This is a genomic window from Chryseobacterium sp. GTID13 (genome assembly GCF_056172655.1).
Genome location: NZ_JAOCMB010000005.1, coordinates 1,452,069 through 1,478,854 on the forward strand (window position 1 = coordinate 1,452,069; position 26,786 = coordinate 1,478,854).

Consider the following 26,786-nt stretch of genomic DNA (forward strand, 5'->3'; position numbering starts at 1 on the left):
TTTTCAATTGCACAAAAACCAAAGGTTATAAAGAATCCTGTTTCCAGTTTCAGAAAATCAATTCTGGAAGATATGATTATTCTTTATTCATAAATAAGAAGCTAAAATATCAACGCCCAAACCCTTTAAATTGCTACATTAGCACCGAATTAAAATGCGTTGAGATTTCTATGAAAAATATGTTCTTTGTATTGCTTATTTCAATGGTACAGCCTGTACTGGCACAAACTAAACTTGAAAAAGCACTTACCAGTCTTGAGAATAATTACGGACAGGAAAAAGTATACTTACTTACCGATAAATCACAGTATGCAGCCGGGGACAAAATATGGTTCAAAAGTTTTGTATTTGATGGGTACAACCGTTCTGCATTATCTACTACTCTATTTGTTGAACTGTACAATTCTGATAAAAAAATTATAGACTGGAAAACGGTACTCCTGACCAATGGTGAAGGAAGCGGAGATTTCCAACTGAAAGAAGACCTTCCCGAACAGGTGTATTTTGTAAGAGCTTATACGCCTTATATGACCAATTTTAACGAAGATTTTCAGGTGGTGAAAACCATTCCGGTGTACAATCCCAGCTCCAAAGAATCTTTGGTTATTTCTAAGAGCTCCGACTGGTCTGCAAAAGCCTTTCCGGAAGGCGGAACTTTCATTAACGGGGTTCCTTCGAAATTTGCCGTAAGATTATCCAGCAACACTTCCCTGCCGGAAAACTGGTCCGGAAAAGTAATAGATACCCAAAATCCCAACGTCCCTGTCACTACATTTAAATCTTTTGACAGAAATATTGCCTCATTTAAAATAACGCCTGCTTCAGGAAAAAAATACCAGGTAATTATCCAGGACAATGCAGGTAAAAGCCAGACTATAGATTTACCTCAGGTTGCAGACAGCGGCCTCAATTTGCAGGTGTACAGCTCTAAAGAAGGGATTAAATATACCTTAAAAGGCGTCAACCTGAAACAACAGCTTCAAAATTATAAGATTATAGGAACCATTAATAATCACCTGGCGTATAAAGCCAATATCAATCAGTTAACCAACGAAGCTTCAAGTCTTATTCCTACAAAAATAAGCAATGGAGCTAACGGTATTCTGCAATTAGCCATTTTTGATGACCAGGACAATCTGGTTGCCAAAAGGCTTTGTTTTATAAAACCCGGCAACTTAAAGATTGAGAAAGCAGAAATTGTAGGCCAGAACATAAAACAAACCCCAAGATCTTTTAACAGCATTGATCTTTCCCCCGAGTCTTATTTTAAGCATTATAGCGTTTTGGTAAGTGAAGACGACGGCACCCAGAACCCGGAAGAAGAAAATATACTGAGCGCACTTTGGTTAACGGGAGATTTTACTTCAAAAATAGACAGTCCCGCACAATATTTTTATCAAAATGCCAATACTGAAGCTTTGGATGCACTCCTTATTTCTGAAAGCTGGCAAAGATTTGACTGGAATTCCTTACTTGGCGGAGCTGCGCCCACCATTAAAACTATTTCTCAACCCTATCTTTCTTACAGGGTAAAGCCCATTAAAAACGGCTCCATGCTGATCAACACGCCTGTAAACTTAGTATTGAGATTAGGTAAAAATGAACCTTCCATTAATCAGTTTATGACAGATCAAAACGGATATGCTTATTTAAATAACATTAACAATGATGAACCCCTGAATGTTTCGTTGTTCGTGAATTCAGAAAATGATAAAGAATCCGGTACTGATAATTTATTCGTCACTGTAGAACCATTGGTAAATCCCGTACCCTTTAAAGGCAGTTTCCCGGGGACAAAATATAAATTAGTAAAAGCCGGTGAAAATAAAACCGTTTCTTCAACCATTTCCAGGGCTATCAACACTCAGAAAAACACAAAAAAATCGAGAATGCTGATGTACAGATTGAAGAAGTAAAACTGGTAGGCAAAAAGCAGGATCCCAAAGAAGAGCTGGACAAACAATTGTCCACAGGAATGTTTAGCTCTATGAATTCCACTATATTCGACTTCGTGAATGAAGACCAGCATATTGCCGGATCCAGTAATATATTTGACTGGCTGCAGGGACGGGCGGCCGGCTTAACGTTTCAACGGAATAATTCAGGGGTTAACGTCCCTTATATCCGTAATCAGCAGGCTAAGCTGTATTTAGACGAAACGCCTACGGATCCTTCCATGATTGCCAACCTTCCGGTCAACAATATCGCTATGGTAAAAATTCTTAAAGGAGCCGGATTAATTGGTGATGCAGTACTCATCTATACCATGAAAGGGAATATGAAATCCAAAAGCAATGAAAAAGAAGCGCAGAAAAACAATTCATCGGTCATAAAAGGATATGATAAGCCTTCTGAATTTCTTGTCGAAATGCTGGATAATGATGATCCTGCAAAGAAAATTGAAAACGATACCCGGGAAACCCTTTACTGGAATCCCAATTTATTCGACAGCGATTACGTTCCTCCAAGAATTAAATTCTTTAATAACGACAGCGCCAAACAATACAGAGTACTGATCATAAGTTTCGATGAAGATGACAATCTTCTTTACGATCAGGAAATTTTTAAATAACAAAATCTCCGGATTAAAAAGCCTTTCAGTTTTCCCTGAAAGGCTTTTTAGCTTAGAGAGTACACAAAGTTTATTTTCTTAAACGCAAAGGCCCAATCACACCTTTATCATTTTAAGAAAGCAAAGGATGCGGTTTCACCGCTGATGAAGCAGCCTATTAAAACACTCGCTTCATCAAATCAATCAAGGATTGATTCCTTCTTTGCTCCCTAAACTATACATTATTAAAATAAACCTTTGCGTTAAAATTTCTACTCTTATAAACGCTTGCTTATTGCTTTTTTAACGCAAAGTTTTTTTGAAGATCCTGATGATTTTTAAGAAAGCAAAGGGTGGCGGTTTCACCGCTGATGAAGCGGATGGATAAAACGTTCGCTTCATCGAATCAATCCTCGATTGATTCCTTCTTTGCTTCCTAAACTTTGCATTATTAAAATAAGCCTTTGCGTTAATAAAATTTCTCTTCCTAAGTTGTACTTATCTTCTTCCCTTTCCTCTCAAGAATAAGGTGGGCGGCATCCAGCATTTTCAGCAGGTGGATGTACGGGATAACGATATTTCTTTCCGGCAGATTATCGTAGGCTCCCAGTGAGAAATAAACCATCCCGGACATAAAATAATCGAATTCCTGTATGCTGTAATCTTTGAATGCTTTCCTGAATACCAGCAGCGGATTTTGGTATTCCTTCTCCGAAAGCAGGCCGAGAGCCAATGGAGAAGCATTTTCCAACTGAGTATTTACCGCCTGTTTCTTTTCCTTCAGCATCATGAAATAGCCTGCACGCACAAACGACCGCATAGACTGGTGAAACTGAAAAATAACGGACGAATCTTCTTTGATCCATGTATTTCTTTTTACAGCGTAATTCATAATGCTGTTTAACTGTTTTTTAGAGGATGCCAGATCGTTGAACTGGAAAAACGTCTCCATCAGCTGCAGTCCGGAGCGCTTCTTGCCGCATTCCCAAAGCCGGGGTTCAAAATGTGTTTTTGCTTTTTTCATGCGTTTGTATTTTTTTAATAGGTGAATTTTTTCTTAACCATTAAGAATTTTTAAGGGATTAAGAATCATTAAGATCATAGCTGAAGCTATTTATTCAGCCAAATGCTTCTTCCATCTTTGATGGAACTTAACTTATCTTAATATCTTCATTTACCTTAATGGTTTAAAATAAATTCTTTACCATTAATAGGTTTTAGGGATTAAGAATCATTAAGACCATAGCTGAAGCTATTTATTTAGCCAAATGCTTCATCCATCTTTGATGGAACTTAACTTATCTTATATCTTCATTTCCCTTAATGGTTTAAAATGATTTTTCTTAATGGTTTATAAAAATAAAATCTGTGTTCCCGTGAAAGCCCTGAAGCCGCAATGGATTGTACACTCCATTGTACCTTATCATGATACTTTATGTGATGAAGTGGCTTAGAAAAGATCATTGTAGAAAACAGAACAGCATGAAAATAAAACGGCATGGGACTCTACAATATCTGAATCAGAGGTACTGGTATACCGTGCACACAGATAAGAGAGCCCACGCCTAGGTCGTGAGCCTTCCGCTTATCTTCTCGTGTGCTAAAAATTACCAGTTTTCTGATACGAGATTCTAAGCAATAGCTTCTTTTATTCTTTGAAGTATCGCAAAGCTACTTTTTTGTAGCTTATTTTACAAATATAAAACAATTCTTCAAATATGTACTATAGTACATAATATTTTTTGATGTTTTTCATTCACTTTGACTTATGAATGAATCATTAGACGAAATAGAAAGATTTGTTATAAAACGTATAAAAGAAATCCGCGAAACAAAAGGGGTTACTCAAGAAGAACTCTCTCTTTCGATTGGTAAGAATATCGGATTCATTTCACAGATAGAAGCCCCTTCTAAAAAAGCTAAATATAATTTAATTCACTTAAATTTAATTGCCATAGCATTAGGGTGTTCAATCAAAGACTTCTTACCTGATGAACCAATTAAAGAGAAGAAATACGATATTAAAGAAATTAAAACAAAAAAATCCTGACGAGAGTTGGGATTTTTTTGTGCTTTACGGAAAGCCGTAAAGTAATATAAATTATCATTTGTAAATTCGACTTAGTTAACAACAAAATATTAATATTATGGCGCTTAAACCAGGACCAAAAAGAACAGCAATATCAACTGGCAAACCAGATAAACGCCAGCGTGATAATAAGGAGACACCAGGAAATACACCGTCTTTAAAACCACCTAAGAAACAGCAAAGTAAGTAAGCTGGATTTTTTATAGTTAAAACAATAAATCCCAACAATTGTTGGGATTTATTGCTATGATGAATTTGTAAAAATTCAGGGAAAATACGGATACAAAATTTTATAATGATTTTTATTTTTGTTGTTTATAGGAAACTATAAACTGCAGATACAGTATTATTAGCATAAAATAAACTCCATTAAAATTTATCAAAATGAGCAATAATAAAGACATATTTATCATAAATAAGCTTTACCCGAACGCAAAGGATATTTTCGGTGTATCTGGTAAACCTATTTCTGAAATAAAAAATGACTGTCTGTTTATACTTGACACAAATTCTTTGATAATCCCTTATACAACTAGCTCAGAAAGTCTTGATGAAATAAAAAAAGTCTATACGAAAATTATTGGAGAAAACAGGCTTTTTATTCCCGGTCAAGTAGCACGGGAATTTGCCAGAATAAGACCTGAAAAAATAAAAGAAGTTTTCCAACAATTGAATCTAAGAAGGAATAGTATACCAAAGCTGAATATAGGTAGATATCCATTATTAAGTGGTATAAAAGAATATGATGGATTATTTGCTAAAGAAGATAAAATTAATTCTCAATTACAAGAGTATGCAAAACAATTAGGCAAAGTTATAGAACATGTAAAAGAGTGGTCATGGAATGACCCTGTGAGCCAACTTTATAAGACCTTATTCACAGAAGAAGTAATTTATGATATTACATTAGATGAGATTAAAATAAAACAAGATTTAGATTATAGATATGAAAATAAAATTCCTCCAGGCTATGAAGATAAAAATAAAGAGGACGGAGGAATTGGTGATTTATTAATTTGGCTTACAATCTTAGAGTTAGCAGAAAAATATAAAAAGGACATAATCTTTATTTCTAGTGATGAAAAAAAGACTGGTTTTACCAGGTTGACAAACAAAGTTTATATCCTAAATTTGAGTTACTTACAGAGTTTAGAGGTAAAGCTCCTAATAAATCATTCAGTATTATAAAACTTTCCGAGCTTTTAGAGCTTTATGGTGCTGATGAGAAAGTTGTAAAAGAGCTAGAAATTGAAGAACAAGAAAATGGGAATCTGATTATTGAAGATGATGTTAAGGAAAAAGTGAAAGAATGGGTACTGGATTATTATAAAAATGTCTCTCATTTTCAAAACTTATCATATTATCCAGATTTATTTTGTACCGATAAAGACGGAACCCAAATTGGATTTGAAATATTTGAATTTAATGGTTTTGAAAAATTTGCAACAATGTTAGACCAAAAAGTAAAAAAAATAAACAGCTTTAATAGTCGCTATAAAAAAATAAATTTTATTATTGTTTATAATCATTTTCCTAATGCTACAAAAATTATTGATAGAAGCTTGAGAATTATAAAATCTGTAGATTTCTTTAATAATAATGTGAAAATTATACCGGGATTTATTAATCAGAATAATAAATTTGAAACATTCAGCAAAGTTTAATTTATAATTAGCCCGCCGCTACTGCACGAATCCTTTCGTGTGGTTTCTAGCATTATAAATCAAACATTCTAAAAACAACAATATGATCTAAAAGTCCTTTTTCATCAGAATAATCTATTGCACTGCTGTATCTATAATCTTCCGCACGAAAAACTAAACCTGCTTCTACCGGATTTTGATGTACATAATTAATTTTCTGAGCAATCACCTTGTTGCTTCATAACTCAATAGGCTTATTATCATGTCTCCAAAATTTTAAGAATTAGTTGAATAAAGAAAAAACACCCTTTAGTTAGGGTGTTAGTTTTTTAAGAGCCAATTGGAACGCAAGAACATAGGCAGTCGTAAATACCCTGGTCTGGATCGCATACGTATATTGATTCACATTTGAGATAGTATTTAGCTGGACACACAATTGGATTACCAGCACCTTTAATTGCTTTTAAATTTTCTCTTGAGAGTTTTTTGAATTTTTTCATGCTTAAATTTTAATTTGTTGAAGGCTAAATATACATAAATTCTTTATTGTGTGAATAATAAATTCCATACTCTCTGCTGAAAAGTAAGGCTTACTTTTTCTATTCTCCAAAATCTCCTCAACAATAGTATCAAAACAAAAACGATCATCTTTCAAAAGAAAACACCAAATATTCCGTTTAATTCTTAAATTTGGCTCATGCGAAAGAATCTTTATTTCATCATTATATTATGTTCCCTTACCAGCTGCTATACTTATCAGGTAAAAAAGCCGGCGGATCCGGCGGCCAACGATAAGCAGTCTAAAAATAATGCAGCAATGGCTAATACTACTGCCAATCCAATGAAAAATGCAGCTGCTGAATCCCAGAACCCACAGCCAATGCCTGCCCCGGTAAATGTTCAGGAGAAACTTGCCACCGGTAAAAATGTGAAAATAGACGTGGATGGCAGGAGTTACAAAGTAATCGTTGACAAGTGGGAAAGCGACAGTCTGGTAGCCCACCCGGTTCATAATCCTAAAAAATCCTGAAATTCCATAAGAACCAGATCAATGGTGAGAAAATTGCAGAAAAACGCTTTTCGCAGCCTATAGCTGATATTATTACGGTTGTGGCTTATGCCGCCATTGGTGTCGGAATTTATCTTCTTGTGCGCTAATTTTTAATAAAACAATCTGGAAAAACATTCCGGGAAATAACAAAAAAGCCGCTTACAAAGCCTGTAGGCCTTACCAAAGCGTCTCAAGGCACTTCCCCAACCGTCCGGAGGCACTTGCCCAACTGCCGACACCCCTTAAGGAACGGCCGATCCCCCTTACCCAAGGGGTAAAACCACTTGCATAACGGTCTCCCGAGGCTTATGAAACGGGCTTCAGACCGTTATTAAGAACCTATAACCCATGTTACACTACCTGAAGACGGTTGTGAACTGGGTATAGATACATCTGATAAGATCATTAAACAAAAAAATGATCAATCTAACATGAAGAAGAAATACACTACCGCCGCCCACTCTTTTCTGATGCCTTTAGCATAGCCAATAGTACTCCGGCTGTTGTTTTCAACAGTTCCATCGTCTTTGATGTAACCAATGGTGGAACGGCTGCTGTTTTCTACTGTCCCGTCTTTTTTTACATAACCTACGGTAGAACGGCTTTTATCTTCTATGGTGCCATCACTTTTAATGTAACCGATGGTCCAGCGGCTTTTATCCTCGATCGTCCCGTCTGGCCTGATGTACCCTACGGTCGATCGGCTGCTGTTTTCAATAGTTCCGTCCGGCTTGATGTAGCCCGTTGTACTCCGGCTTCCCGATTCTATAGTTTGTGCACACACAATGGAAAGATTCAGTAAAACGAAACAGATCAATAGAGTTTTTTTCATGGTTTTTAATTTTTTATACTTAAAAAAACAAGTAATGTAAAGTACGGATTATAAAAGAAAATCAGGTTCCTGTTCAGCATATCTGTAATCGTTTTGGAATTTGTCTTCTTTCCCGTTAGTTTTAATGCACATCAGCACTGTCTTTAGCAACGGTTGAGGTATCGGAAACTTCAGGTATTACGTGGATGGTATCAGACTTTCTATCGTTCACTGTGGATTTCTTGTCAGCCTCATTTCTGTATTGGGTTTCAGATTTGGTACAGCCTGCAAAAACAAAAAGAATGAATATAAAAGATAGTTTCATAAGAATATAGTTTTGGTTACCTCAAACTTAGATAATTAAAAACTGTATTTTTATGATCTGGACCACATTACAGCAATTAATAATTCATTATTGATTCCGGTTACATGAATACACAATAATAGTTTCTGATACAGTCAGTATTTGCATTTTAAAGGTTTCTCCGCCTCCAGCCTATTATTGCAGATTGATTATGATGCCAATCATAAAGGAGCTGATCAGAACTTTATACCTTTGATTAAAAGGGCTGGTAACTATTGTCATCAATTGACTTAAGTCATATTAATTTCCCTGTTTATTCCCGAAATTAGGTTTTTTAAAGAGGACTTACGGAATATGAACCTAAGGAATCCTCAATTTGATAAAACCAGGGAAAATCCCTTGGTTAAAATCCCGGACCGGAACTGTTAAAATCAATTTAAATTATGAATCTTCAGAAAGATTTACTGGAATTTATTGGCCTGCATTTACAGAAGCACAACGAAACCGTTTCGATTGCCGAAAGCGTAACAGCCGGCTTTTTACAGTTTTCATTCTCACAGATCAAAGATGCTTCAGAACTGTTTAAAGGCGGCATTACTGCATATACTCTTGAAGAAAAGGTGAAGCTGCTGCATGTAGATGAGCATGAAGCCAGGCTGTATGACTGCGTATCCCCTAAGATTGCTGAGACCATGGCATTGAATGTCTCCCAATTGTTCAATACAGACTGGGGAATTGCCGTCACCGGATATGCAACTCCCGTTGAAGAATCAGGCCACAAGCTTTTTGCTTACTTCTCTTTTGCCTACAAAAGCGAAATTATTCTTTCCAGGAAAATGGATCTATACCACAGAAAAGAATCCATAGATGCCCAGCTATGCTACAGCGAATTTATCCTCGAATGTCTGAAAGTTGAAATGGAAAAGCAATCCGTACAGCAGCAGAAAATATAATTTCAAAATATAAGAAAGCACTTTACAAAATATAAATAATAATGAATGGCGTAATTATACAATACTTTCACTGGTATTATTCAGGGAGTCTCTGGAACGAATTTTCCGGACAGGCAGAATTTCTAAAAAATCTCGGATTCACAGCCGTATGGTTCCCGCCTGCTACAAAATGCAGTCTGGGAAAAGATGGAAGGGGCTATGACACCTACGACCCTTATGATCTTGGCGAATTTGATCAGAAAGGAGGAATCCCCACCAGATACGGGACAAAAGAAGAATACCTGGCCGCTATCCGGAAAGCTCATGAAGCCGGCTTGTCCGTATATGCGGATATTGTACTTAATCACAGGATGGGAGGAGATGAAGAGGAAAATATTACAGTGCATGAGGTAAACAATGAAAACCGGAATGAAATTCTCACAGATCCAATGGAAGTTTCGGCCTTTACAAGATTTACTTTTCCCGGAAGACAAAGAAAATATTCCGATTTCATCTGGGATCACCAGTGTTTCAGCGGAATAGATACCATCAGCCAAAATGGAGAAAAGAAAGAAGGCATCTTCAAAATTCATAATGAATACGGAACAGACTGGACGGACGCAGTAAGTCACCAGTTTGGAAACTATGATTATCTGATGGGTGCAGATATAGAATACAGAAATCCTTATGTAGTACAGGAAATGAAAAACTGGATCCAATGGTATCTTGAAACAACAAAAGTGGATGGAATAAGGCTGGATGCCCTAAAGCATATTTCTTCCGGTTTCCTTAAAGAATGGATCACCTATATTAAAACAGAACTCAATCCCGACTGTTATATTTTAGGCGAATTCTGGAAAGATGAAGCTGAAAAAATTTCATATTTTTCAGATAAAATGGATGATCTTATCTCCTGTTTTGATGCGCCTTTACACTATAATTTCTTTGAAGCTTCAAAAAAAGGACGAAATTACGACCTCACCCAAATCTTAAAAGGAAGCTTCCTTGAAAAAAAACCGGTCTTCTCCGTATCTTTTGTTGAAAACCATGATACGCAGCAGCTTCAGGCCCTGGAATCATCAGTACAGGACTGGTTTAAACCATTGGCCTATGCCGTTATCCTCTTGTCGGAAGATGCTTATCCCTGCGTATTTTATCCTGACCTTTTCGGGGCAGATTATACAGATACTCGGGACGATCAGGAAATAAACATTACAATGCCGAAAGTGGAAGCTTTGCCCAAACTCCTGGAAGCAAGACAAAAGTTTGCGCATGGTGAACAAATTAATTATTTTGATCATCCTAATTGCATTGCCTGGGTTCGTAAAGGAAATCAGGACAACTGCGGATGCATCGTGATCCTTTCCAATGGTGATGAAGGCTTTAAGGAAATCAACCTCGGAAAAGAATATGCCCATTTCCAATACAGGGATTTTCTGGAACACCGAAACGACGAAATTACAGCAGACGAAAACGGGAAAGCAACATTTTGGGTAAATCCCGGATCGGTAAGTGTCTGGTACTGTTTTTCCCGGCAATAAACTAATTGAATCAACAGCAATCCCGTCCATATTCCGGACACGACACATGGAAAACCTCGAATGAGTATCCTTATCCGGGCATTTAGTTCAAACTTTTATTTCCGTTTTGAACAAAATCATTCCACTGCTTGTTCAGGTAGACAAGGGCGTCCTTTTTCTGGTCTTTATTCAAAGAAGAGTAATTAACGGAGTTAAAGACAAGCTTTTTAAGTGCTTTCACATCCAGCTCCCAGTACATAAAAGCCACCCAGAAATCATAGCTGAGGCCTTCGTAGCCATATACCGACGGATCGTCGCTGTTAATGGAGCACTGCACACCGTTGCTCAGCAAAACCCTTGCGGGATGGTTCCTTAAGTCGCTTACATAGCCCAGAATCTGGTTGCTGATAGGACTTACCTCTACCAGCTTATCTTGCTTCCTGACCTGTTCCATTGTGGCCGGAAAATAGATCAGGTTAAGGCCATGCCCTATCCGCCGGTTATTGAGTAAAGTAACATCCAGGATATTTTTATTGAAAACAGAATTGCTTTCGCCGGCATGAAGGAAAAGCGGCATTTCTACCCCATATTTTTTAGAAAGTTCATTCAGCTTCATCCAGTCTTTCTGAAAGGAATAAATGCTGTTTCCGGCAGCCTCATCCGCCACAAGATCAAAACCCGAAATCATGTCCGGGAATTCTTTTTTGAGCTCAAAAGCAGTTTCAAGCTGCTTTTCCACACTTTCCGGATCCAGGAATTTAAAGCTGGAGTAAATTAATTTTAAGCTGAATTCCGGATTGGTTTGGCGGACCTGCTTAACAACCTCCTGCAAATCTGTAATTGACGTTTTTAAAGGATATTTTCCATGCTGAAAATCGTAAAGCTCATCGAATATAAACCTGATCTCCACATGCTGTACATGATCTTTGGTCAGATCCTTAAAACCCTTCAGATAATATTCTTTGAAGAAAGGACGGTAAGGCAGCAGGAGATTGATGCGTTTAAAGCGCTTCTCAAACTCCACCCAGTAATCCGTATAGGTACACAGCTTATCCCTTTTTAAGGTAAGAAGATCCTGCAGTTCTTTTTCAAAGCCGGGGTCCGAAGCCAGTTTCTTATCCAGGCTTACAAATCCTGCCGGAACATTTTCTTTTGCAAAAAGGCCAGCTGACCAAAAATATACCGGTCATTATCCTTCTGATCGTAAACGTAGCATTCCTTATATTTTCTTGCCGCCGAAATCACCCATTTAGCATCTGCCAGCCCTCCGCTGTGGCTGTGCAGCAAGCCTCCTTTCGGCATTGTCAGGATGATTTTAAACAATCCGGTGGTTTCAATCAGGGGTTTTAATTCATTAAAAGAACTGTTGAACAGGGATATTTTTTGTGCTTCTGCTTCGGTAAGGACTTGTTTTCTCAGCTGAAATAATTTTTTATTCAAGGCCATTTCTGCATCTGATAATTTTATATCTGCATCAAAAGCAAGAGCTTCGTTCTTCTGTTCGGATGATTTCCAGTCCTGGGCATAGGTAGATTGTCCGGCCATTTTATTCTGACCGCCGAAAAAAGGAAATCCAAGGAGTAAAATATAAGTAAGTTGTCTTTTCATATTAATGTGGGAACTTGTTTGCATAGGTGATGCACTTATCATTAAAACAATTCTGCTGAAAAGTTTCAATAAAGCTACAAAGTTAATGCATACCACGCAATTCTATCAGGATATTTCACAAAAATGGGCTCAAAAAAGCATTGTAATGATCCTATACAATGCTTTTCAAACTGGTTATGAATACAGTTATCAGTTTTCCAGATGATTATTTTTCAAAAACTCCCCTATTTTGTTCCATTCAATCTGCCCGGCAATGGAATTGGAATTTGCATCAAAAACATGTTCACCATAAGGAATTTCAACATAGGAAACAGGCAGTTTCAGCTCTTCCGCTCTTTTTACGAACTTTCTGGTAGCTTCTACATTCACAACGTGGTCTATTTCTCCGGCAATAATAAATGTTGGAGAAATCCCTTCCGAAAGCTGGTCTATTAAATTAAGCTGCGCATACCGCTGTGGAAATTCTGAAGGAGAACCTCCAAGATATTTTCTCGCCGCATCTTTGAGGTCGATATTCTTTTTCTCATCTATTTTCTGCCATAGCTCAGATAAGCTGACAGGCGGATAAATGGCAATAACTGCCGCCGGAACCGGAGCCTGCAGGGAATCATAAGGCTTTGCAAAACCTTTTCTTAATCCTAAATCTGCCTGCATCACTAAAGCCGCTCCCGCAGAACCGCCAACCAATACCAGTTTATCCGGATCAACATTGAACTTCTTTGAATTTTTTGCAATAAATCCCATGGAAGTCACTACGGAATTAACGGCAGATTCCCAATTCTGGCGGTCATATTTTCCCAAAGGATAATCGATAGAAAAAACAGTATAGCCGTGATCTTTAAACCAATTGGCTGCATACCCCACCTGTGTTCTGTTTCCCTCAACGAAGGCACCCCCATGAACAAGAATAACGGGAACTGTGGGTTTTGAAGATTTCTTTTCAGGATAGAAAACATCCATATGCTGTTTTTCGTTGTAAACAGTAAGATAAGAATAGGTTTCATCAGGCTTTACGGGTTCTTTCTGACTTTTTAGCCCCTGAGAAAATGAACCATGGGTTTTATATTTTCTGGCAGTAGACAACATTACCGCCGTGAAATAAACCTGGGCAAGAAAAAACAGAACCGAAAGGATCAGATTAACCCTCAGTAGCTTCCGCCAATACTTTCCATATCTATAAAAAAAGAAACAGATCACTAGTAATACCAGCCCTAAAACCACAAACTGGGAATTGAACTGAATGGTAAACGAACTGCTGTAACCGCTCAGGAGCATCGGCGTTTTCAGATACACCGAAATCATGGGAATAACCAGTAACGACAGGATAATGAAGAGCAAAACGGCAAAAAATATAGTTAAAAACTTTTTCATCATGCTAAAATTTATAGGTTACCGTAAGATAAGCGGAAGTAGGCGGAATGGCAATAGTGAAGTAAGGTGTATTATTGGCTACTGCCGAATTATATTCTGCCTGGGTAAAGTTTTCGAAACCGGCAAGCTGCTGCTGAAGCGTCCCTGGTCTTTGATAACTCATCACCCCATACTTATTAAACACATTATTCACATTCACCAGCATGCTGATGTTTTCGCTTAAATTATATCCTAATCCAAGGTCAAACTGGGAAAATCCGGGCAGTTTATAAACATTGGTATTGCTTCCTTCCCTTTTACCCATATAGCTCCAGGTTACAAATCCGTATGCTTTGCCGATTTTCAGATTAGGAGTAACGTTGGCCATAATTTTTGGAGTATAGGCAATTGTAGTTCCCGAATACGAGGAAACGGTATCATCCGAAGGGCCGGCATTTCCCAGATTCCATAAATATCCTTCTTTAACTTTCGGATTTTGCAGGGTAAGCACCGCTCTGATATTAAAATTATCAACAGGCTTTATATTGGTTTCCAATTCAATACCGAAGGTTTCGTTTTTATTGTACAGGGACGGTGTAGTATAGAACCCGCCTTTGCCGTCATCAGCCATAAAGCTGTAAGGAATATTGCTCAGCAAACTGTAAAACGGGGTTATAAAGGCATCAAAATAAGTAGTTTTGGTTTTAAAACCCATTTCCACCTGCTGTGTTTTTCTGGATTGCGGATTTAATAAATCGATGGTTTCCGGCCTGTTGGCTGCAAAGAACATGTCAAGATCCGGAGACTTGCTGCCTTTGGAATATCTGGCATATACGGCTACATTATTATTGAACTTATAATTCAATGCCGCCGAATAAGAAAAGTTTTCCAGCTGCCTGCTGTAGGCTACATTGGTAAGCTTCGTTAAAGCATTGTTATTGTACAGGGTAAAGATGTTACCATCCGTTCCTCCGTTTTTATCTGAAAACAGATAGGTTCTGGTATTATCTCCTTTGATCCATACTTTTTCATACCGGATTCCCCAATCCAGAGTCAGGTGATCTGTGATATCCCAGGTATGTCCAAAAAATACGGCTCCCTGCTGCTGCCTGACTCTAAATTCAATCAAATCTCCCGTACTGCCTGCTGCCTGTGCAAAACCATCATTATTGGTCAGCTGATAAACGCCCGGCTTTGTAAAATCCAAAGTAGTGACACCTGTTAGGCTTACAGTGAGCATTCTGGGCCTGTTCTCCAAAGTCGTAAGCCCTATCCCGTTGATTCCGGAAAAACGCCATACATCCGAATAGCCGTAATAACCTCCAAACGAGAAATTCATATTGTTCCATTTTTTATTGATGGTCAGCTGATTCATGGATTCTTTCACTTTATTTTCATAAAAATTAAGCACAGACATTACAAATGAATTATTCTGGATCGATTGACCCGGAAGCTGGTTCCTGGTGATCTGGTAAACCGGCAGTCCTCCGGCTCCAAGGGTAGAATTCACACTCGCAAGTTCCTGCCCCGTAAGCGCATCTTTAAAGGAGTAAGTCCCGATTCCCAGTCCGCCGACCAAAAAATAAGAGGTCATATCATCCAGTGAGGTAAGAAAAGAATTTCCCACACTGTTCTGTACCACATCATTATCAGAATATTTGCTTGCGAAGAACAGTTTCCAGTCATTTCCCAGATTATGATCCCAGTTGAGTCCTACGGAACGGTATTTATTGCTTACCAGGCGACCTGAATTATAATCTACATTGCCTCCATGAATAAAATCCGGAGAATTGTACTGCAGCTCCGGAATAAGCATAGACGAACTGCTGCTGAACCCTTCTGCCGGTTCGGGAGACGTATAGTTTCTGGTAGGAATCAGTTGGGCATAGCCATTTCTGTCATCCAGATATTTAAGGAAAACTTTAAGGCTTCCCTTATTGTATTTTTTTACAATATTGGCTTTTACTTGGCCTCCGTTGTTAAACGGATAGCCTGCATACCGGGCCCCTAAATCATATCGGTAAAACCCTCCAATGTTAAAAAACCAGTTATTTCCCAAAGGTCCTCCAAAGTCGGCATCTATTCTATGATACCCTGAGTTATTAGCTCCCTGAATTCCATATTTCGCACGGATTTCCCCTTCGAATTTATTGCCTCCTGTTTTGGAAATATAATTGAAAATTCCTCCCGGTGCGTTGGCAGCCGTAATAGAGGCAGGTCCTCCTCTTACCGCATCAATCTGGGAAATCGTGGCATCTGCTCTCAGGAAAAAGTCAGGGCCATAATTATAATAAGTGGTATTGGTTACCGGCAAACCGTCTTCCTGCATCGATATATATTCATAAGCAAAAGTACCGTCCGCAGAACCGGCGCTGATCCCTCTTGAGCTTACATTGTTCCGGATTTCTCCTAATGATGAGTTCACATAGACACCGGGAACGTTTTTCAGGAGATCTGCGGCACTTACAGGGACCTGCTTCTCAATGACCTCGCTTTTCAGAACAGAGATAGCCACAGGAGCATTCATCCTTGTTCTTTTATCAAATACCCCGGTCACGATCACTTCATCGATATCTTTTGCTTTCGCTGTATCAGCTTCTTTTTTCTGGGCAAACAGATTTGAGGAGGCGGTCAGAAAAAGTATGGCTGCAGTTATTTTTGTATTTAAAAATCTAGTCTTCATATGTTTAACAGTTAATTTGTACCATATTTTTTAAGCCATTCCGCCACGTTGGTGAATACGGTCTGTTCATCCGCAGGTAATTTTGTAATCATATGCCCTGCTCCTGGAATAACTAACATTTTGTATGGAGTACCTTTCGCTTTCAGGGCGTTTTCCAGGATATAGGCCTGCTGAATGGGAACTACCTCATCTTTATCACCATGAATAATCATAGTGGGAATCTGATTCACAAACTTTACAGGACTCGTTTTGGCGTAGGCGTCGGGAATCTTATCCCCCGGACTCCAGACCACTTTGTTTCCGGACATTTTATCCAAAACTTCCAGAAGGTTTGCTGCTTTTACATACTGCAAAGTCTGAACATCTGTAAAGTCTACGGGGCCGCACATTTCTATTATTGTTTTGATCTGGGGATTCTTTGTATAGGCATACATCAGCGAAACGTGCGCTCCCGAACTTCCTCCGGAAATTGAAAAGCCTTTTTCCCTCGTATTCCACTCTTTGGAATGGGAAGACAGGTACTTTACAACATTATCAATATCATCCAGAAGCTCCGGCAGATGGGTGTCCGTAAGATTGGCATACCGGTAATTCAGATTGGCAACGGCAATTCCCTGCGAAAGAAGGTATTCGGAAATTTTAGTATCATAAGTTTTGTCGCCCTGCGTCCACGCTCCTCCGTGGATATAAACAAGAAATGCGGTTTTCGGGCTTCTGTCTGCAGGAAGGTAAACATCCATCACATTCCTTTCGTGCGAGCCGTATTGTATGTTGGTAAGCTTTTCCTGCTTTTGATTTGCAGAGACCGCCTGAACGCTTCCACTATTCTGTGTGGCGCAGCCTGTTGCCAATAATCCGATGGACAACACTGCTATTTTAAAATAATTCATTTCAGCTGGTTTTTAAATTTTTTTTAAGTATTTTTCCTGTTGCGCTTATAGGCAACTCATTAATAAATTCTATAATCCGGGGATATTTGTATTGGGCAATTCTTTCTTTTGTCCATCGCTTTATATCTTCCTCAGATACCTGACTTTCTTTTTCTTTACAACAAAAGCCTTTATTTCTTCGCCCAGTTTTTCATCAGCGATGCCGATAACGGCAACCATAGAAATATCCGGGTTCCTCATCATCAATTCTTCTACTTCGCGTGGGTAGACATTCATTCCGCCTCTGATAATCATTTCCTTTTTACGGTCTACAATAAAGAAAAAACCGTCTTCGTCTTTTACCGCGATATCTCCGGAAAACAACCATCCATTTTTCAGGACTTCCCGGGTTTCTTTTTCCTTTTTATAATAGGATTTCATTACGTTGGGACCACGGAAGATGAGTTCGCCTTTTTCACCTGCCGGAAGCTCATTACCGTCATCATCTGCAATCTTTACCTCAACGCCCCAGATCGGAGTTCCGATGGAGCCTGGCTTGCGGCCTATCTGCAGCTGGTTGAAAGTGACCACAGGGGAACCTTCGGACATGCCATATCCTTCGATAATGGGAACTCCGAAACGGCTTTCAAATTCGTCAATGATTTTTACAGGAAGGGATGCTCCACCGGAAACACAGATTCTCAGGTTTTTAATGCTTTTTGTATTTTCTTCAGTGTTTTCCTCATTCAGAAGAGCCCAGTACATGGAGGGAACTCCGGCAAAAATTCGGATATCAAAACGGATAATAAGTTGATAAACCGATTTGGCGTCAAATTTCGGCATCAGGACAAGGTGAAGTGATCTCCGGATTCCTGCAAGCATCATCACCGTTAAACCAAAAATGTGAAATAAAGGTAAAACAACAAGCTGGGCTTCAAATTCGGTAGATCCAATGATAGAGGTGCTGGCTTCCGAGTTGGTAAACAGGTTAATGTGTGAAAGCTCGGCGCCTTTCGGTTTTCCGGTAGTTCCCGAGGTATAAATAATAACGGCTGTATCTTCTGATGAGGTAATATGAGATTCAAATTGTGTTTCTTCATCTTTAATTAAATTATCAAAACTCTCCACCTCTTCAGAAAGATTTCCTATACTGATAAAGTTTTTGCATGAGCCGCTTTTATCAAATCCTTCCTTTCCGAACTTTCCAACAGGCATTTCCGGAGTTCCTGCAAAGCACAGGAACATTTTACTGTCAGAATCGGACAATTGATAAGCTATTTCTTCAGGTTTAAGAAAAATGCTAAACGGAACAACTGCTGCCCCGGTTTTTAATATTCCGAAAAAAATAACCGGAAACTGTAGAATATTAGGGCACAGTAAGGCAACCTTATCACCATAGCCAATTCCTTTTTTTGCGAAAGCATTGGCTGCCTGGCAAACTCTTTCATGAAAATTTTTATAGTTGATCGTGGTTTCTCCGAGGCTTAAGGCCTCCTTTTCCGGATTCCTTCTTGCGCTTTCTTCCACTAAAATTGATAAGTTCAGCATAGTTTTGTTCACATTAAGTTAATATTCATAGGAAAAACTGCCTTGATTAAAGGAAATTTCATATGAATTAATCTTAACTCCAAATTAATAATATGCTGAACAGGTGCTGACACGAAAAGGAAATTCCGTGATACGAAAAAGAAATTTTTTCAAGGTGTATAAAAATACAATCCTCTGTAAACAACGATGCAATCAATATTTACAGTTTTTCATTCAAAAGTGTTTAAGTTTTAAGTCATTCTTTAAGAGCAGGCTTGTGATGTACAATCTTAAGAAACCGATGTTCCTGCTTTAAACTCGTTATCGTCAGACTTTTTTGATTATATTTAAAAAATTAATACAAAGGTTATTTGAAGATTTTTAATTTTAAGATAAAGCTGCAATAATGAAAATTATTTTACGATTTTTATGCTCAATTCAGGGTTTATTTCTATTAGGACAACAGCCGGAACCTGTAAATCCCGCTAATATTCCCACTTATTTCGAAGAGATTCAAAATGCAACTCAAAAAGAGTTTAAATTGTGGAACAAAAATTTATATGGAGGTATCCTTTTAGTTGATCCTAAAACACGACAGGTTTATAGTAACGAGCCCAATGTGGATAACAGCTTAAAACTTCAAAATAAAATCTACATTGGTCAATTACCGGATAGTATGAATATTGCCAACACTTCTGTTCAATGGAGTGGCAAAAGCTGGGCAATGATCATGCTGCCTTTACCCGGAAATCATGACGAGCGGGTCAATTTACTGGCTCACGAACTGTTTCACAAGGCGCAGCCTTCTCTGGGATTCACCCAAAGCAATAAGGAAAGTAATCATTTAGATCAAAAAGATGGGAGAATATACCTTCGGTTAGAATTGGAAGCTCTGAAAAAAGCCGTCAGCTCCGATTCAGAAAAAGAAAGGAAAATACATTTAGCGAATGCCTTCATTTTCAGAAAATACAGAAATACTCTTTTTCCAGAAACTGCAAGTATTGAAAACCAACTGGAACTTAACGAGGGAATTGCCGAATATACAGGGTTTATCATTAGTGGCAGAAGCAAAGAGCAGGCTAAAAAACATTTTATCAGCTCTATTGATACTTTCTTTTCAAACCCTACCTATGTGAGATCCTTTGCTTATCATACCGTTCCTGTTTATGGATATTTATTGAGCTTAAAGAATAATTTATGGAATCAGGAGATTTCGGCGAATACTGATATTACCGACTTTTTTATTAAAAAATTTGGTCTTAATATCCCTGGCAATTTAAAAGCTGCTGCTGAAAAAAATTCTCATCATTATAACGGAATTCAAATTTTCAAAGAAGAACAGGTCAGGGAAAATAAAATTAAAAAACAGATTATTGAATATCAGTCCAAATTGATTGAGCAACCTCACCTGGAAATCAATTTTGAGAAAATGAACGTTTCTTTTGATCCCAGAAATATCCTGCCTATTCCAGATAAAGGAACTGTTTATCCTAACATCAGAGTCACAGACAACTGGGGCATCCTTGAAGTGAAGAACGGAGCATTAATGAGTCCTGACTGGAGCAAAATGTCTGTAAGCGTGCCAACAAAAACTGAAGAACAAAAAGCTGAAGGAGATGGCTGGATGCTCCTCTTAAAAGACGATTATACTATAAAAAAAGACGAAAAAACGAATAATTACAGGATCATCAAAAAATAAGAAAAATTATCCGAAATTCTACTGACGTTCTTCAGAAGGAAGCTTTCCGAAATGACGGAGATAAAGCTGTGAAAAGTGTCCGCGGTTGTTGTACCCGATAAAATCACTGATCTCTCCCACCGATTTTTCACTTTCCAGGAGCATTGCACGGGCTGTTTCCATTCTGGTTTTGATAATATACTGATGGATGGGCAATCGGGTATAATCCTTAAATCCTTTTTTCAGATCACTGCTGTTGAGTCCGCAATACCGGCTTATCTCCCTGATGGCAAGACTTTGAAACGCATTGGTATCGACAAAGTCTTTGGCAAGCTTTATTTTATCTTCAAACGCCTTTTTGTGCTCAAAAGTTTTTTCATCAGATAGCAGGTAATGGATCCAATAGCTTAAAAATTCCAGGATCCGGCTTTCGAGAATGATGCTGCATGAAGCATCGTCAAAAGGAGTATCGAAAATGGTTTTAAGCTTTTCCTGACTCAGGTAATTGCGCTCTGCGTTTTCCAGCTTTTCTTTCAGAAGCCCGTTATCTTTGGAAAACATGGTTTTGGGTACAAAAATCCTTATACCATCGATATCGGTCGTATTGTGTTCAAATTCCTTTTCGTTATTAATAAAATTACTGCTGATCTTCCCTTCTTTATTGATCCTGAAATCCATCATGCCATTGTCTCCTACTTTATGCGGGGAATGAAAAATAGTTTCTTCATGAAAGTTCCATTTTCCACGGAAAAAATGAAAATTCTTCTTGCTGAAAAGAATCAGCTTCCCGCTCCCCAAATCCTCCGGCATTTCCAGAACAGTAGAGTTCAGAAAATCTTGATCACAAAATCTGTAATCCTGAATCAGACCTTGTTTAAAACCATCTGATTCCAGGTAAGGAAGGAGTAATTCCATAAAACGGTAATTTATTGAGTGTAAGTTAATAAAATTCTAAAACATGACAAATATCATGTTTTTATTTGAAAATCTGTTGTGAAAACTGATACAGCGATCTTCTCCAGGTAAGCCATTCATGGCGGGTTTCGGGAGATTTATATAAGGTATAAGGATATTTATTCTGATTAAAAAAATCGGTCAGCAGCTGGTTAAATTTAAAAAACAGGACATCTTCTTTTTCCCCGATTCCGATAAAGAAATAAGGTTTTTTCTTCGACTTCAGTAAATTTCCAATAGGAAGTTCTTTAAACGGATCTTTTTCAGTTCCCTCATAAATCACCGGGCTGAATGCTCCGATGGCAGAAAATATTTCGGGATGGGAAACTCCAATAAGCATGGCCTGGTAGCTTCCTCTGGAAAGTCCTGCAATAGCCCTTTTACCGGAAGTTTTGTATTTTTTTCAATATAGGGAATCAGTTCCCGGGTAACTATCTGATCAAGATTTTTGGAAGAAAGGACGGTTCTTGGATAATTGTCAGGCATTTTTTCCTGTTCGGGATTCAGTGCAACTCCGTAGTCCATTACGACTATTATTTCCTGAGCTTTTTTTCTGCGAAAAGGTTATCAAGGATATTAACGATATAGCCTTGCTTTTCCCAACCCGTGATATCTTCTCCGGTTCCGTGGTACAGATACAGAACGGGTAATTTTTTGGCACCGTAATTTGGGGGAAGATATACTTTAAAGTTCCGCTTACCCCTGGTAATCTGTGAGTTTAAGCTGTCATTAATGATTTTCCCGTGCTTTACATCTTTCTCTGAGAAAAAGTCTTCTCCTGAAGGCACTTCAATTCCGCTGGTTGGCTGGCTGTATCCAAAATAGAGCTGCGTATTGGGATCATTGGTCCGCTGCCCGTCAACATTGAACCAATAGTAATGAAATCCAATTTCCATAGGCACAGCAGAGATATTCCAGAAGCCGTTTTTATCTTTGGAAGCTGAAGATTTTATACTTTTCATTCCGTCACCACCATCCAAGGTTACGGTTTTCGCCTCCGGAAAATAGACCCGGAATTCTGCCTTTCTCTCTGGATTTATTCTCGGAAAGTCTTTTCCCGGCAAAGCCGTTGATGAGGTTTTATAATCCTGGGAAAATACGATGGAAGAGCATAAAACGAAAACTAAAGATATTTTTTGGGAGTACTGCATTATTTTGGTTTTAAAGTATATGAATCGAATTATTTAAGGAATTGCTTCATCAATCTTACGGTAATATCTACATTTTCCGGGAGCGGCATTCCGTGGGCATATCCGGCAAAAAGATGCAATTCTGTGAAAATCCCTGCTTTTATTAAACGGTCTGCATAAACCAGCCCACTGTCCCGTAAAGGATCTGCTCCGGCTACAAAAATTACGGTCGGAGGAAGATTTGAGACATCATCAATATTGCCGGGCAATACATATTTCTCTTTTGGATTTCCGTTTTTCCCAATATAAAAGTCTTTTAAAACCGGAATATCATCGCTTTTAAAACCGGGAATCCTTTTAAATTCAATAACTGACGGATAGTCCATCCTGAAATCGCCCGGAGGAATTTCCAGAACCTGCAAACTGATTTCCGGGCCTTTATGATCTCTTGTATATTGTGCAAGACTTCCTGATATGCCGGCTCCGGCACTTTCCCCGCCTACTGCAATGAGCTTTGGATTTCCACCAAGGCTTCCTGCATTTCTGCTGGCCCACAACAGAGAAGCGTAAGCATCATGAAGTGCTGCAGGAAAAGGATATTCAGGAGCGAAACGGTAATCTACATTGATCACCACAGCATTTCCTCTCAGGGCGTAATCTGCACATCTCTGATGATCCCATTTTGGGGTTCCATACACAAAACCGCCTCCATGAAACCAAAGAAATATGGGTAGATTCTTCGCATTTTTAGGCTTATAAATGGTTACCGGAATTTCAGGGTCTTTTGGGTTCAGGCCGGGAATTTTAGACTGAACCACCTCTACGCTGTCTTTATTTTTGAGTTCCGGCCAAGGCAGCTGCGCCTGGGCTTTACGTTCTTTTTTCACTTCTTCAAACGTAATATCATAAATACGGCCATTGATCAAAGGTCTGAACTGTGGCAGCAATCTTTTTTCTGCCTCCGGAAGGGTAAGTGAGTGGTACTGCTGTGCCATTGACCAGCCCGGAATCAGAAAAATTAACAGGAACAGTCTATATTTTTTCATATTCATAATCATGAGATTCTATTCTTTCAAAAATAATATTATGCTTATCACCGGATGATACGAAAAAGAAATTTTGTGATACGAAAAGGAAATTTATGACAGACTTTTTTGTATTTACGGCAATAGATCTTTTTTAGTTCTTAAACTGTTTCCGGAAAGCCGCCGCAGTTATTCCTTTATGTTTTTTGAATTGCCGGCTTAAATGGCTTTCATCGGAAAATCCCAGGTCATCCGCAATTTGCCCTATTGAATATTCACTGTAGATGAGCCTCTGTTCAACAATATTCATTTTATACTGGGTCAGGTAACAATGCAGACTGCTTCCGGTAAGGTTTTTAAAATATTCGCCGATATAATTGGCAGACAGGTTGAACTGCTCTGCAAGATGCTTTATTCTTAAATTCCTGGGACAGTGTATATGCTGGTGCAGGTAAACCAGTATTTTATTGATCAGGGGTTCATCCCTTGTTGTATCTGATATGACCTGCTGGGGGTTCACATTACGGGAAATAATATTTAAAACAAGAATGACCAGATGCTGGAGATTTTCATCAAAATAGGAAGGTTTATTGGTGTATTCCGTGATCATATTCTCAATGAGTGAAGCGATCATATTGCAGTCCCTTTCCTCTTTAATCAATACCTGCTCAAAACGGTTGTGATGCGTAAAAATGGCTTCCAACTGTTTTAACCATTCTATCACTTTTTCTTTTTCGTGTTTGGTTTTGTACTGTTCGAGGAAGACTTCGGAAAACCGGATGGAACAATAACGGGTATTGGTAATGCTCTCAAAACCCCGGCAGTCCAGCGGGGTAAATAAAAAAATACTGCCTTTAGTATAGGGAAACCTGTTTTCATTAACAATCCTGGTGCCTTCACCTTCCATGATCTGCACAATCTCGAAGAACTGATAGATCAGCGGACGTTCATGCCAGTGCTCCATATCGGACACCAATATATCTAAAGGTTTATGTAAATGTTTATTTTTCATTACCCGAAATGTACAAAAAAACCGTCCGATATTCCTGTTTTTGCCTCCCTGTTCATGTTAATTTTGTTAAAAAAAGATGTCACAGAAAAAATTAACCACCCCGTTTATCAGTGAAAAACTTTCTCTTTCCAGCAGGGTTGTAATGGCTCCAATGAACCGTCGCAGAGCCGTTAAAGGAATTCCTTCACCTTCCATGATTACCTATTATCAGCAAAGATCCGGCGCCGGATTACTGATATCGGATAATATTGCTGTTTCTTCCAACGGCGGTGCCTACATGAATACTCCCGGAATATATAATGAAGAGCAAAAACAGGCATGGAAAAAAGTAGTGGAGGGCGTGCATGCAAAGGGTGGAAAGATCTTTGCCCAATTGGTACAATCCGGCCGTGTCGGGCATCCTGCCATTCAGAACAACGAAGCATTGATAGCCCCGTCTGCCCTACCGGTGAACGAAACCATCCGTATTCCCGACAACAGCTATCAAAGTATGACAATACCCGTTGCCATAAGCACTGAAGAAATCCCGGTTTGGGTAAATGTTTTTAAAGAGGCAGCCGTCAGTGCAATTGAAGCAGGATTTGACGGTGTTGAAATTCATGCGGCCCATGGATTTCTGATCGACCAGTTTATTAACCCTTTAAGCAATACCAGAACAGATGAATATGGCGGAAGCATTGAAAACAGGACCAGGTTCCTTTTTGAAGTGATGAAAGCAGTTATTGAAGCTATTGGTAAAAATAAGGTAGGAATAAGACTTTCCCCTTTCCGCGAAATTTATGATTTAAAAACTTATCCTGAAGAACTGGCAACACACGAATACATCCTTGATGAATTACAAAAGCTGGATATTCTGTATGTTCATTTTTCTAATGCTGTAAATGACGGAAGATCTTCAATCCCTGATAGTTTTTTAGAAAATGCCAGACGACGTTTTAAAAATATTATCATGATTGCAGGCGGCTTTACCGTGGAAACAGCTGAAGAAATACTGCAAACCGGGCTTGTGGACCTGGTCGCTTTTGGGAAACTATATATTTCAAATCCGGACCTGGTGGAACGCATAAAAAATGATTTCCCGCTGGCTGATTGGGATGAAGAAACATTTTATCATGGCGGGGATGAAGGGTATATTGATTATCCTGCTATTTCTTTCAGTAAGTGTACAGGCTATTAATTTAAAAATAAAACAGAAGCTGATTTCTAATCAGTTATAAATCCCCGGGTCGTTTTCCCGGGGATTTTTCGATAGTTCTTTTCTATGCCGGCCTGGGACTTGCTTGTTTAATAATGAAATAAGCCATTTCCCGATCACTCCTTTGCAGGTTATCCACCCGTGTAAAGCCTGCTTTTTCCAGTACTTTCTGTGAACCGGTATTATCCAGGTCCGTTACAGCTACAATCTCATTTCCGTCAGTATTTAAGAAACAATATTTCACTAAAGCACGGCTGACTTCCGTCGCAATCCCTTTTCCCCAATATTTTTTGCTCAAAGTATATCCTATTTCAATCTGGCCGGGTACATCTGCAAAATTTCTGGCAAGACACATTCCGATAAAATCATTGTTTTCAGCATCGAATATTCCAAAACGTCCAAACGGGCCCATACGATAATCTTCCAAAGCGGTTTCAAACATTTCTATAAACTGTTCAGGCGAACGGTACGGAAGATATCTGATAACGTCCGGATCTTCAAAAAGATCGCAAAACAGGTTCTTTTCTTCTATTAAGAATTCTCGGATAATAATATTTTGGTCGTGGTGCAGAATGCGCATATTAAAAACGTATAATAAATGAGAAATAAATGTACGATTATATATCCGTCTGCAATATATGAAAGGGTAAACTTTAGATTAAATTCCGAAAATCTTCACTAAAAAGATTTTTAATATTTAAATTTAATATTTAAAGCAATATAAAAACTCTGTTAAATTAACTTAAAGCGACTGAAAATATAACGGATATTTCCCAAAACAGCTTTAAATAAATAATATACGAACCTTCTCACATACAATGGCATACATAATATCAGCGGAGCACTCCTTACGG

The 26,786-nt window shown here is 38.5% G+C and carries 28 protein-coding genes and 1 pseudogene; 10 read left to right on the top strand and 19 right to left on the bottom strand.

From position 1 onward, the window contains the following. The first annotated feature begins 170 nt into the window (after positions 1-170). Together N4G44_RS13180 and N4G44_RS13185 are read left to right on the top strand one after the other, a co-directional pair. Complete coding sequence (locus tag N4G44_RS13180; RefSeq protein ID WP_474927544.1) at positions 171-1,916, top strand: hypothetical protein; 1,746 nt, start codon at positions 171-173, stop codon at positions 1,914-1,916. 71 nt (positions 1,917-1,987) lie between these two features. Continuing rightward, on the top strand, positions 1,988-2,572 hold the full coding sequence (locus N4G44_RS13185; RefSeq protein WP_474927545.1) for a hypothetical protein: 585 nt from the start codon (positions 1,988-1,990) through the stop codon (positions 2,570-2,572). A gap of 466 nt (positions 2,573-3,038) precedes the next feature. On the opposite strand, the gene N4G44_RS13190 is transcribed toward N4G44_RS13185, so the two are convergent. Continuing rightward, positions 3,039-3,575: a hypothetical protein gene (locus N4G44_RS13190; RefSeq protein WP_474927547.1), complete on the bottom strand. Its 537-nt coding sequence runs from the start codon at positions 3,573-3,575 to the stop codon at positions 3,039-3,041. A 744-nt stretch (positions 3,576-4,319) separates the two neighbouring features. Here N4G44_RS13190 and N4G44_RS13195 point away from each other — a divergent pair. Next, positions 4,320-4,601 carry a helix-turn-helix domain-containing protein gene (locus N4G44_RS13195; RefSeq protein ID WP_265130081.1) on the top strand — a complete coding sequence of 94 codons (282 nt, stop codon included), beginning with the start codon at positions 4,320-4,322 and terminating at the stop codon, positions 4,599-4,601. A 75-nt stretch (positions 4,602-4,676) separates the two neighbouring features. Here N4G44_RS13195 and N4G44_RS13200 read toward each other — a convergent pair whose 3' ends face one another. After that, positions 4,677-4,868: a hypothetical protein gene (locus N4G44_RS13200; protein WP_474928357.1), complete on the bottom strand. Its 192-nt coding sequence runs from the start codon at positions 4,866-4,868 to the stop codon at positions 4,677-4,679. Positions 4,869-5,024: 156 nt separating this feature from the next. Between N4G44_RS13200 and N4G44_RS13205 the strand changes: the two genes are divergently transcribed. Together N4G44_RS13205 and N4G44_RS13210 are read left to right on the top strand one after the other, a co-directional pair. After that, a complete protein-coding gene (locus tag N4G44_RS13205; protein WP_474927549.1) occupies positions 5,025-5,828 on the top strand; it encodes a PIN domain-containing protein in 804 nt (267 codons plus the stop codon). Positions 5,829-5,941: 113 nt separating this feature from the next. Beyond that, entirely contained in the window at positions 5,942-6,304 is a 363-nt protein-coding gene (locus N4G44_RS13210) for a hypothetical protein (RefSeq protein WP_474927551.1), read from the top strand. 52 nt (positions 6,305-6,356) lie between these two features. Here N4G44_RS13210 and N4G44_RS13215 read toward each other — a convergent pair whose 3' ends face one another. Then, the gene (locus N4G44_RS13215) at positions 6,357-6,512 is read right to left on the bottom strand and encodes a hypothetical protein (RefSeq protein WP_474927553.1); all 156 of its coding nucleotides are present in this window, start codon (positions 6,510-6,512) and stop codon (positions 6,357-6,359) included. A 100-nt stretch (positions 6,513-6,612) separates the two neighbouring features. Beyond that, positions 6,613-6,783 carry a bacteriocin-like protein gene (locus N4G44_RS13220; RefSeq protein WP_409515112.1) on the bottom strand — a complete coding sequence of 57 codons (171 nt, stop codon included), beginning with the start codon at positions 6,781-6,783 and terminating at the stop codon, positions 6,613-6,615. A 197-nt stretch (positions 6,784-6,980) separates the two neighbouring features. Between N4G44_RS13220 and N4G44_RS13225 the strand changes: the two genes are divergently transcribed. Next, on the top strand, positions 6,981-7,313 hold the full coding sequence (locus N4G44_RS13225) for a hypothetical protein (RefSeq protein ID WP_474927556.1): 333 nt from the start codon (positions 6,981-6,983) through the stop codon (positions 7,311-7,313). A gap of 442 nt (positions 7,314-7,755) precedes the next feature. Here N4G44_RS13225 and N4G44_RS13230 read toward each other — a convergent pair whose 3' ends face one another. Further along, positions 7,756-8,166 carry a 5-fold beta-flower protein gene (locus N4G44_RS13230; RefSeq protein WP_474927558.1) on the bottom strand — a complete coding sequence of 137 codons (411 nt, stop codon included), beginning with the start codon at positions 8,164-8,166 and terminating at the stop codon, positions 7,756-7,758. A gap of 121 nt (positions 8,167-8,287) precedes the next feature. Further along, entirely contained in the window at positions 8,288-8,470 is a 183-nt protein-coding gene (locus N4G44_RS13235) for a hypothetical protein (RefSeq protein WP_474927560.1), read from the bottom strand. A gap of 422 nt (positions 8,471-8,892) precedes the next feature. Here N4G44_RS13235 and N4G44_RS13240 point away from each other — a divergent pair, with 422 nt between their 5' ends. Together N4G44_RS13240 and amyA are read left to right on the top strand one after the other, a co-directional pair. Continuing rightward, positions 8,893-9,402, top strand: a complete 510-nt coding sequence (locus N4G44_RS13240) for a CinA family protein (protein WP_474927563.1) — start codon at positions 8,893-8,895, stop codon at positions 9,400-9,402. A gap of 41 nt (positions 9,403-9,443) precedes the next feature. Further along, positions 9,444-10,922: an alpha-amylase gene (gene amyA, locus N4G44_RS13245; RefSeq protein WP_474927566.1), complete on the top strand. Its 1,479-nt coding sequence runs from the start codon at positions 9,444-9,446 to the stop codon at positions 10,920-10,922. Positions 10,923-11,004: 82 nt separating this feature from the next. On the opposite strand, the gene N4G44_RS13250 is transcribed toward amyA, so the two are convergent. The 6 genes and pseudogenes from N4G44_RS13250 to N4G44_RS13275 all read right to left on the bottom strand — a co-directional run bounded on the left by N4G44_RS13250 (position 11,005) and on the right by N4G44_RS13275 (position 18,959). Beyond that, positions 11,005-11,925: an amidohydrolase family protein gene (locus N4G44_RS13250; RefSeq protein WP_474927568.1), complete on the bottom strand. Its 921-nt coding sequence runs from the start codon at positions 11,923-11,925 to the stop codon at positions 11,005-11,007. 101 nt (positions 11,926-12,026) lie between these two features. Beyond that, positions 12,027-12,509, bottom strand: a complete 483-nt coding sequence (locus tag N4G44_RS13255; RefSeq protein ID WP_474927570.1) for a hypothetical protein — start codon at positions 12,507-12,509, stop codon at positions 12,027-12,029. A 189-nt stretch (positions 12,510-12,698) separates the two neighbouring features. Further along, entirely contained in the window at positions 12,699-13,883 is a 1,185-nt protein-coding gene (locus tag N4G44_RS13260) for an alpha/beta hydrolase (protein WP_474927572.1), read from the bottom strand. A gap of 1 nt (position 13,884) precedes the next feature. Continuing rightward, positions 13,885-16,542, bottom strand: a complete 2,658-nt coding sequence (locus N4G44_RS13265) for a TonB-dependent receptor domain-containing protein (protein ID WP_474927573.1) — start codon at positions 16,540-16,542, stop codon at positions 13,885-13,887. A gap of 11 nt (positions 16,543-16,553) precedes the next feature. Next, complete coding sequence (locus N4G44_RS13270) at positions 16,554-17,432, bottom strand: prolyl oligopeptidase family serine peptidase (RefSeq protein WP_474927574.1); 879 nt, start codon at positions 17,430-17,432, stop codon at positions 16,554-16,556. A gap of 1 nt (position 17,433) precedes the next feature. Continuing rightward, a pseudogene (locus N4G44_RS13275) lies at positions 17,434-18,959 on the bottom strand (long-chain-fatty-acid--CoA ligase). A 385-nt stretch (positions 18,960-19,344) separates the two neighbouring features. Between N4G44_RS13275 and N4G44_RS13280 the strand changes: the two are divergent. Beyond that, positions 19,345-20,637: a hypothetical protein gene (locus tag N4G44_RS13280; RefSeq protein WP_474927575.1), complete on the top strand. Its 1,293-nt coding sequence runs from the start codon at positions 19,345-19,347 to the stop codon at positions 20,635-20,637. 18 nt (positions 20,638-20,655) lie between these two features. Here the strand turns inward: N4G44_RS13280 and N4G44_RS13285 are convergent, their stop codons facing one another. The 6 genes from N4G44_RS13285 to N4G44_RS13310 all read right to left on the bottom strand — a co-directional run bounded on the left by N4G44_RS13285 (position 20,656) and on the right by N4G44_RS13310 (position 24,737). After that, positions 20,656-21,531, bottom strand: a complete 876-nt coding sequence (locus N4G44_RS13285; protein WP_474927577.1) for a helix-turn-helix transcriptional regulator — start codon at positions 21,529-21,531, stop codon at positions 20,656-20,658. Between the two features lie 61 nt (positions 21,532-21,592). Beyond that, positions 21,593-21,910, bottom strand: a complete 318-nt coding sequence (locus tag N4G44_RS13290) for a hypothetical protein (RefSeq protein WP_474927578.1) — start codon at positions 21,908-21,910, stop codon at positions 21,593-21,595. Then, entirely contained in the window at positions 21,850-22,095 is a 246-nt protein-coding gene (locus tag N4G44_RS13295; protein WP_474927580.1) for a hypothetical protein, read from the bottom strand. The genes N4G44_RS13290 and N4G44_RS13295 overlap by 61 nt, the downstream gene beginning before the upstream one ends. Positions 22,096-22,103: 8 nt before the next feature. Further along, entirely contained in the window at positions 22,104-22,721 is a 618-nt protein-coding gene (locus N4G44_RS13300) for an alpha/beta hydrolase-fold protein (protein ID WP_474927581.1), read from the bottom strand. Between the two features lie 29 nt (positions 22,722-22,750). Then, positions 22,751-23,746: an alpha/beta hydrolase gene (locus N4G44_RS13305; protein WP_474927583.1), complete on the bottom strand. Its 996-nt coding sequence runs from the start codon at positions 23,744-23,746 to the stop codon at positions 22,751-22,753. Between the two features lie 133 nt (positions 23,747-23,879). Next, positions 23,880-24,737, bottom strand: a complete 858-nt coding sequence (locus N4G44_RS13310) for an AraC family transcriptional regulator (RefSeq protein WP_474927585.1) — start codon at positions 24,735-24,737, stop codon at positions 23,880-23,882. Positions 24,738-24,813: 76 nt separating this feature from the next. On the opposite strand from N4G44_RS13310, the gene N4G44_RS13315 reads away from it, so the two are divergent. Further along, a complete protein-coding gene (locus N4G44_RS13315) occupies positions 24,814-25,914 on the top strand; it encodes an alkene reductase (protein ID WP_474927586.1) in 1,101 nt (366 codons plus the stop codon). An 82-nt stretch (positions 25,915-25,996) separates the two neighbouring features. Here N4G44_RS13315 and N4G44_RS13320 read toward each other — a convergent pair whose 3' ends face one another. Then, on the bottom strand, positions 25,997-26,512 hold the full coding sequence (locus N4G44_RS13320) for a GNAT family N-acetyltransferase (RefSeq protein WP_474927588.1): 516 nt from the start codon (positions 26,510-26,512) through the stop codon (positions 25,997-25,999). Positions 26,513-26,786 lie beyond the last annotated feature (274 nt).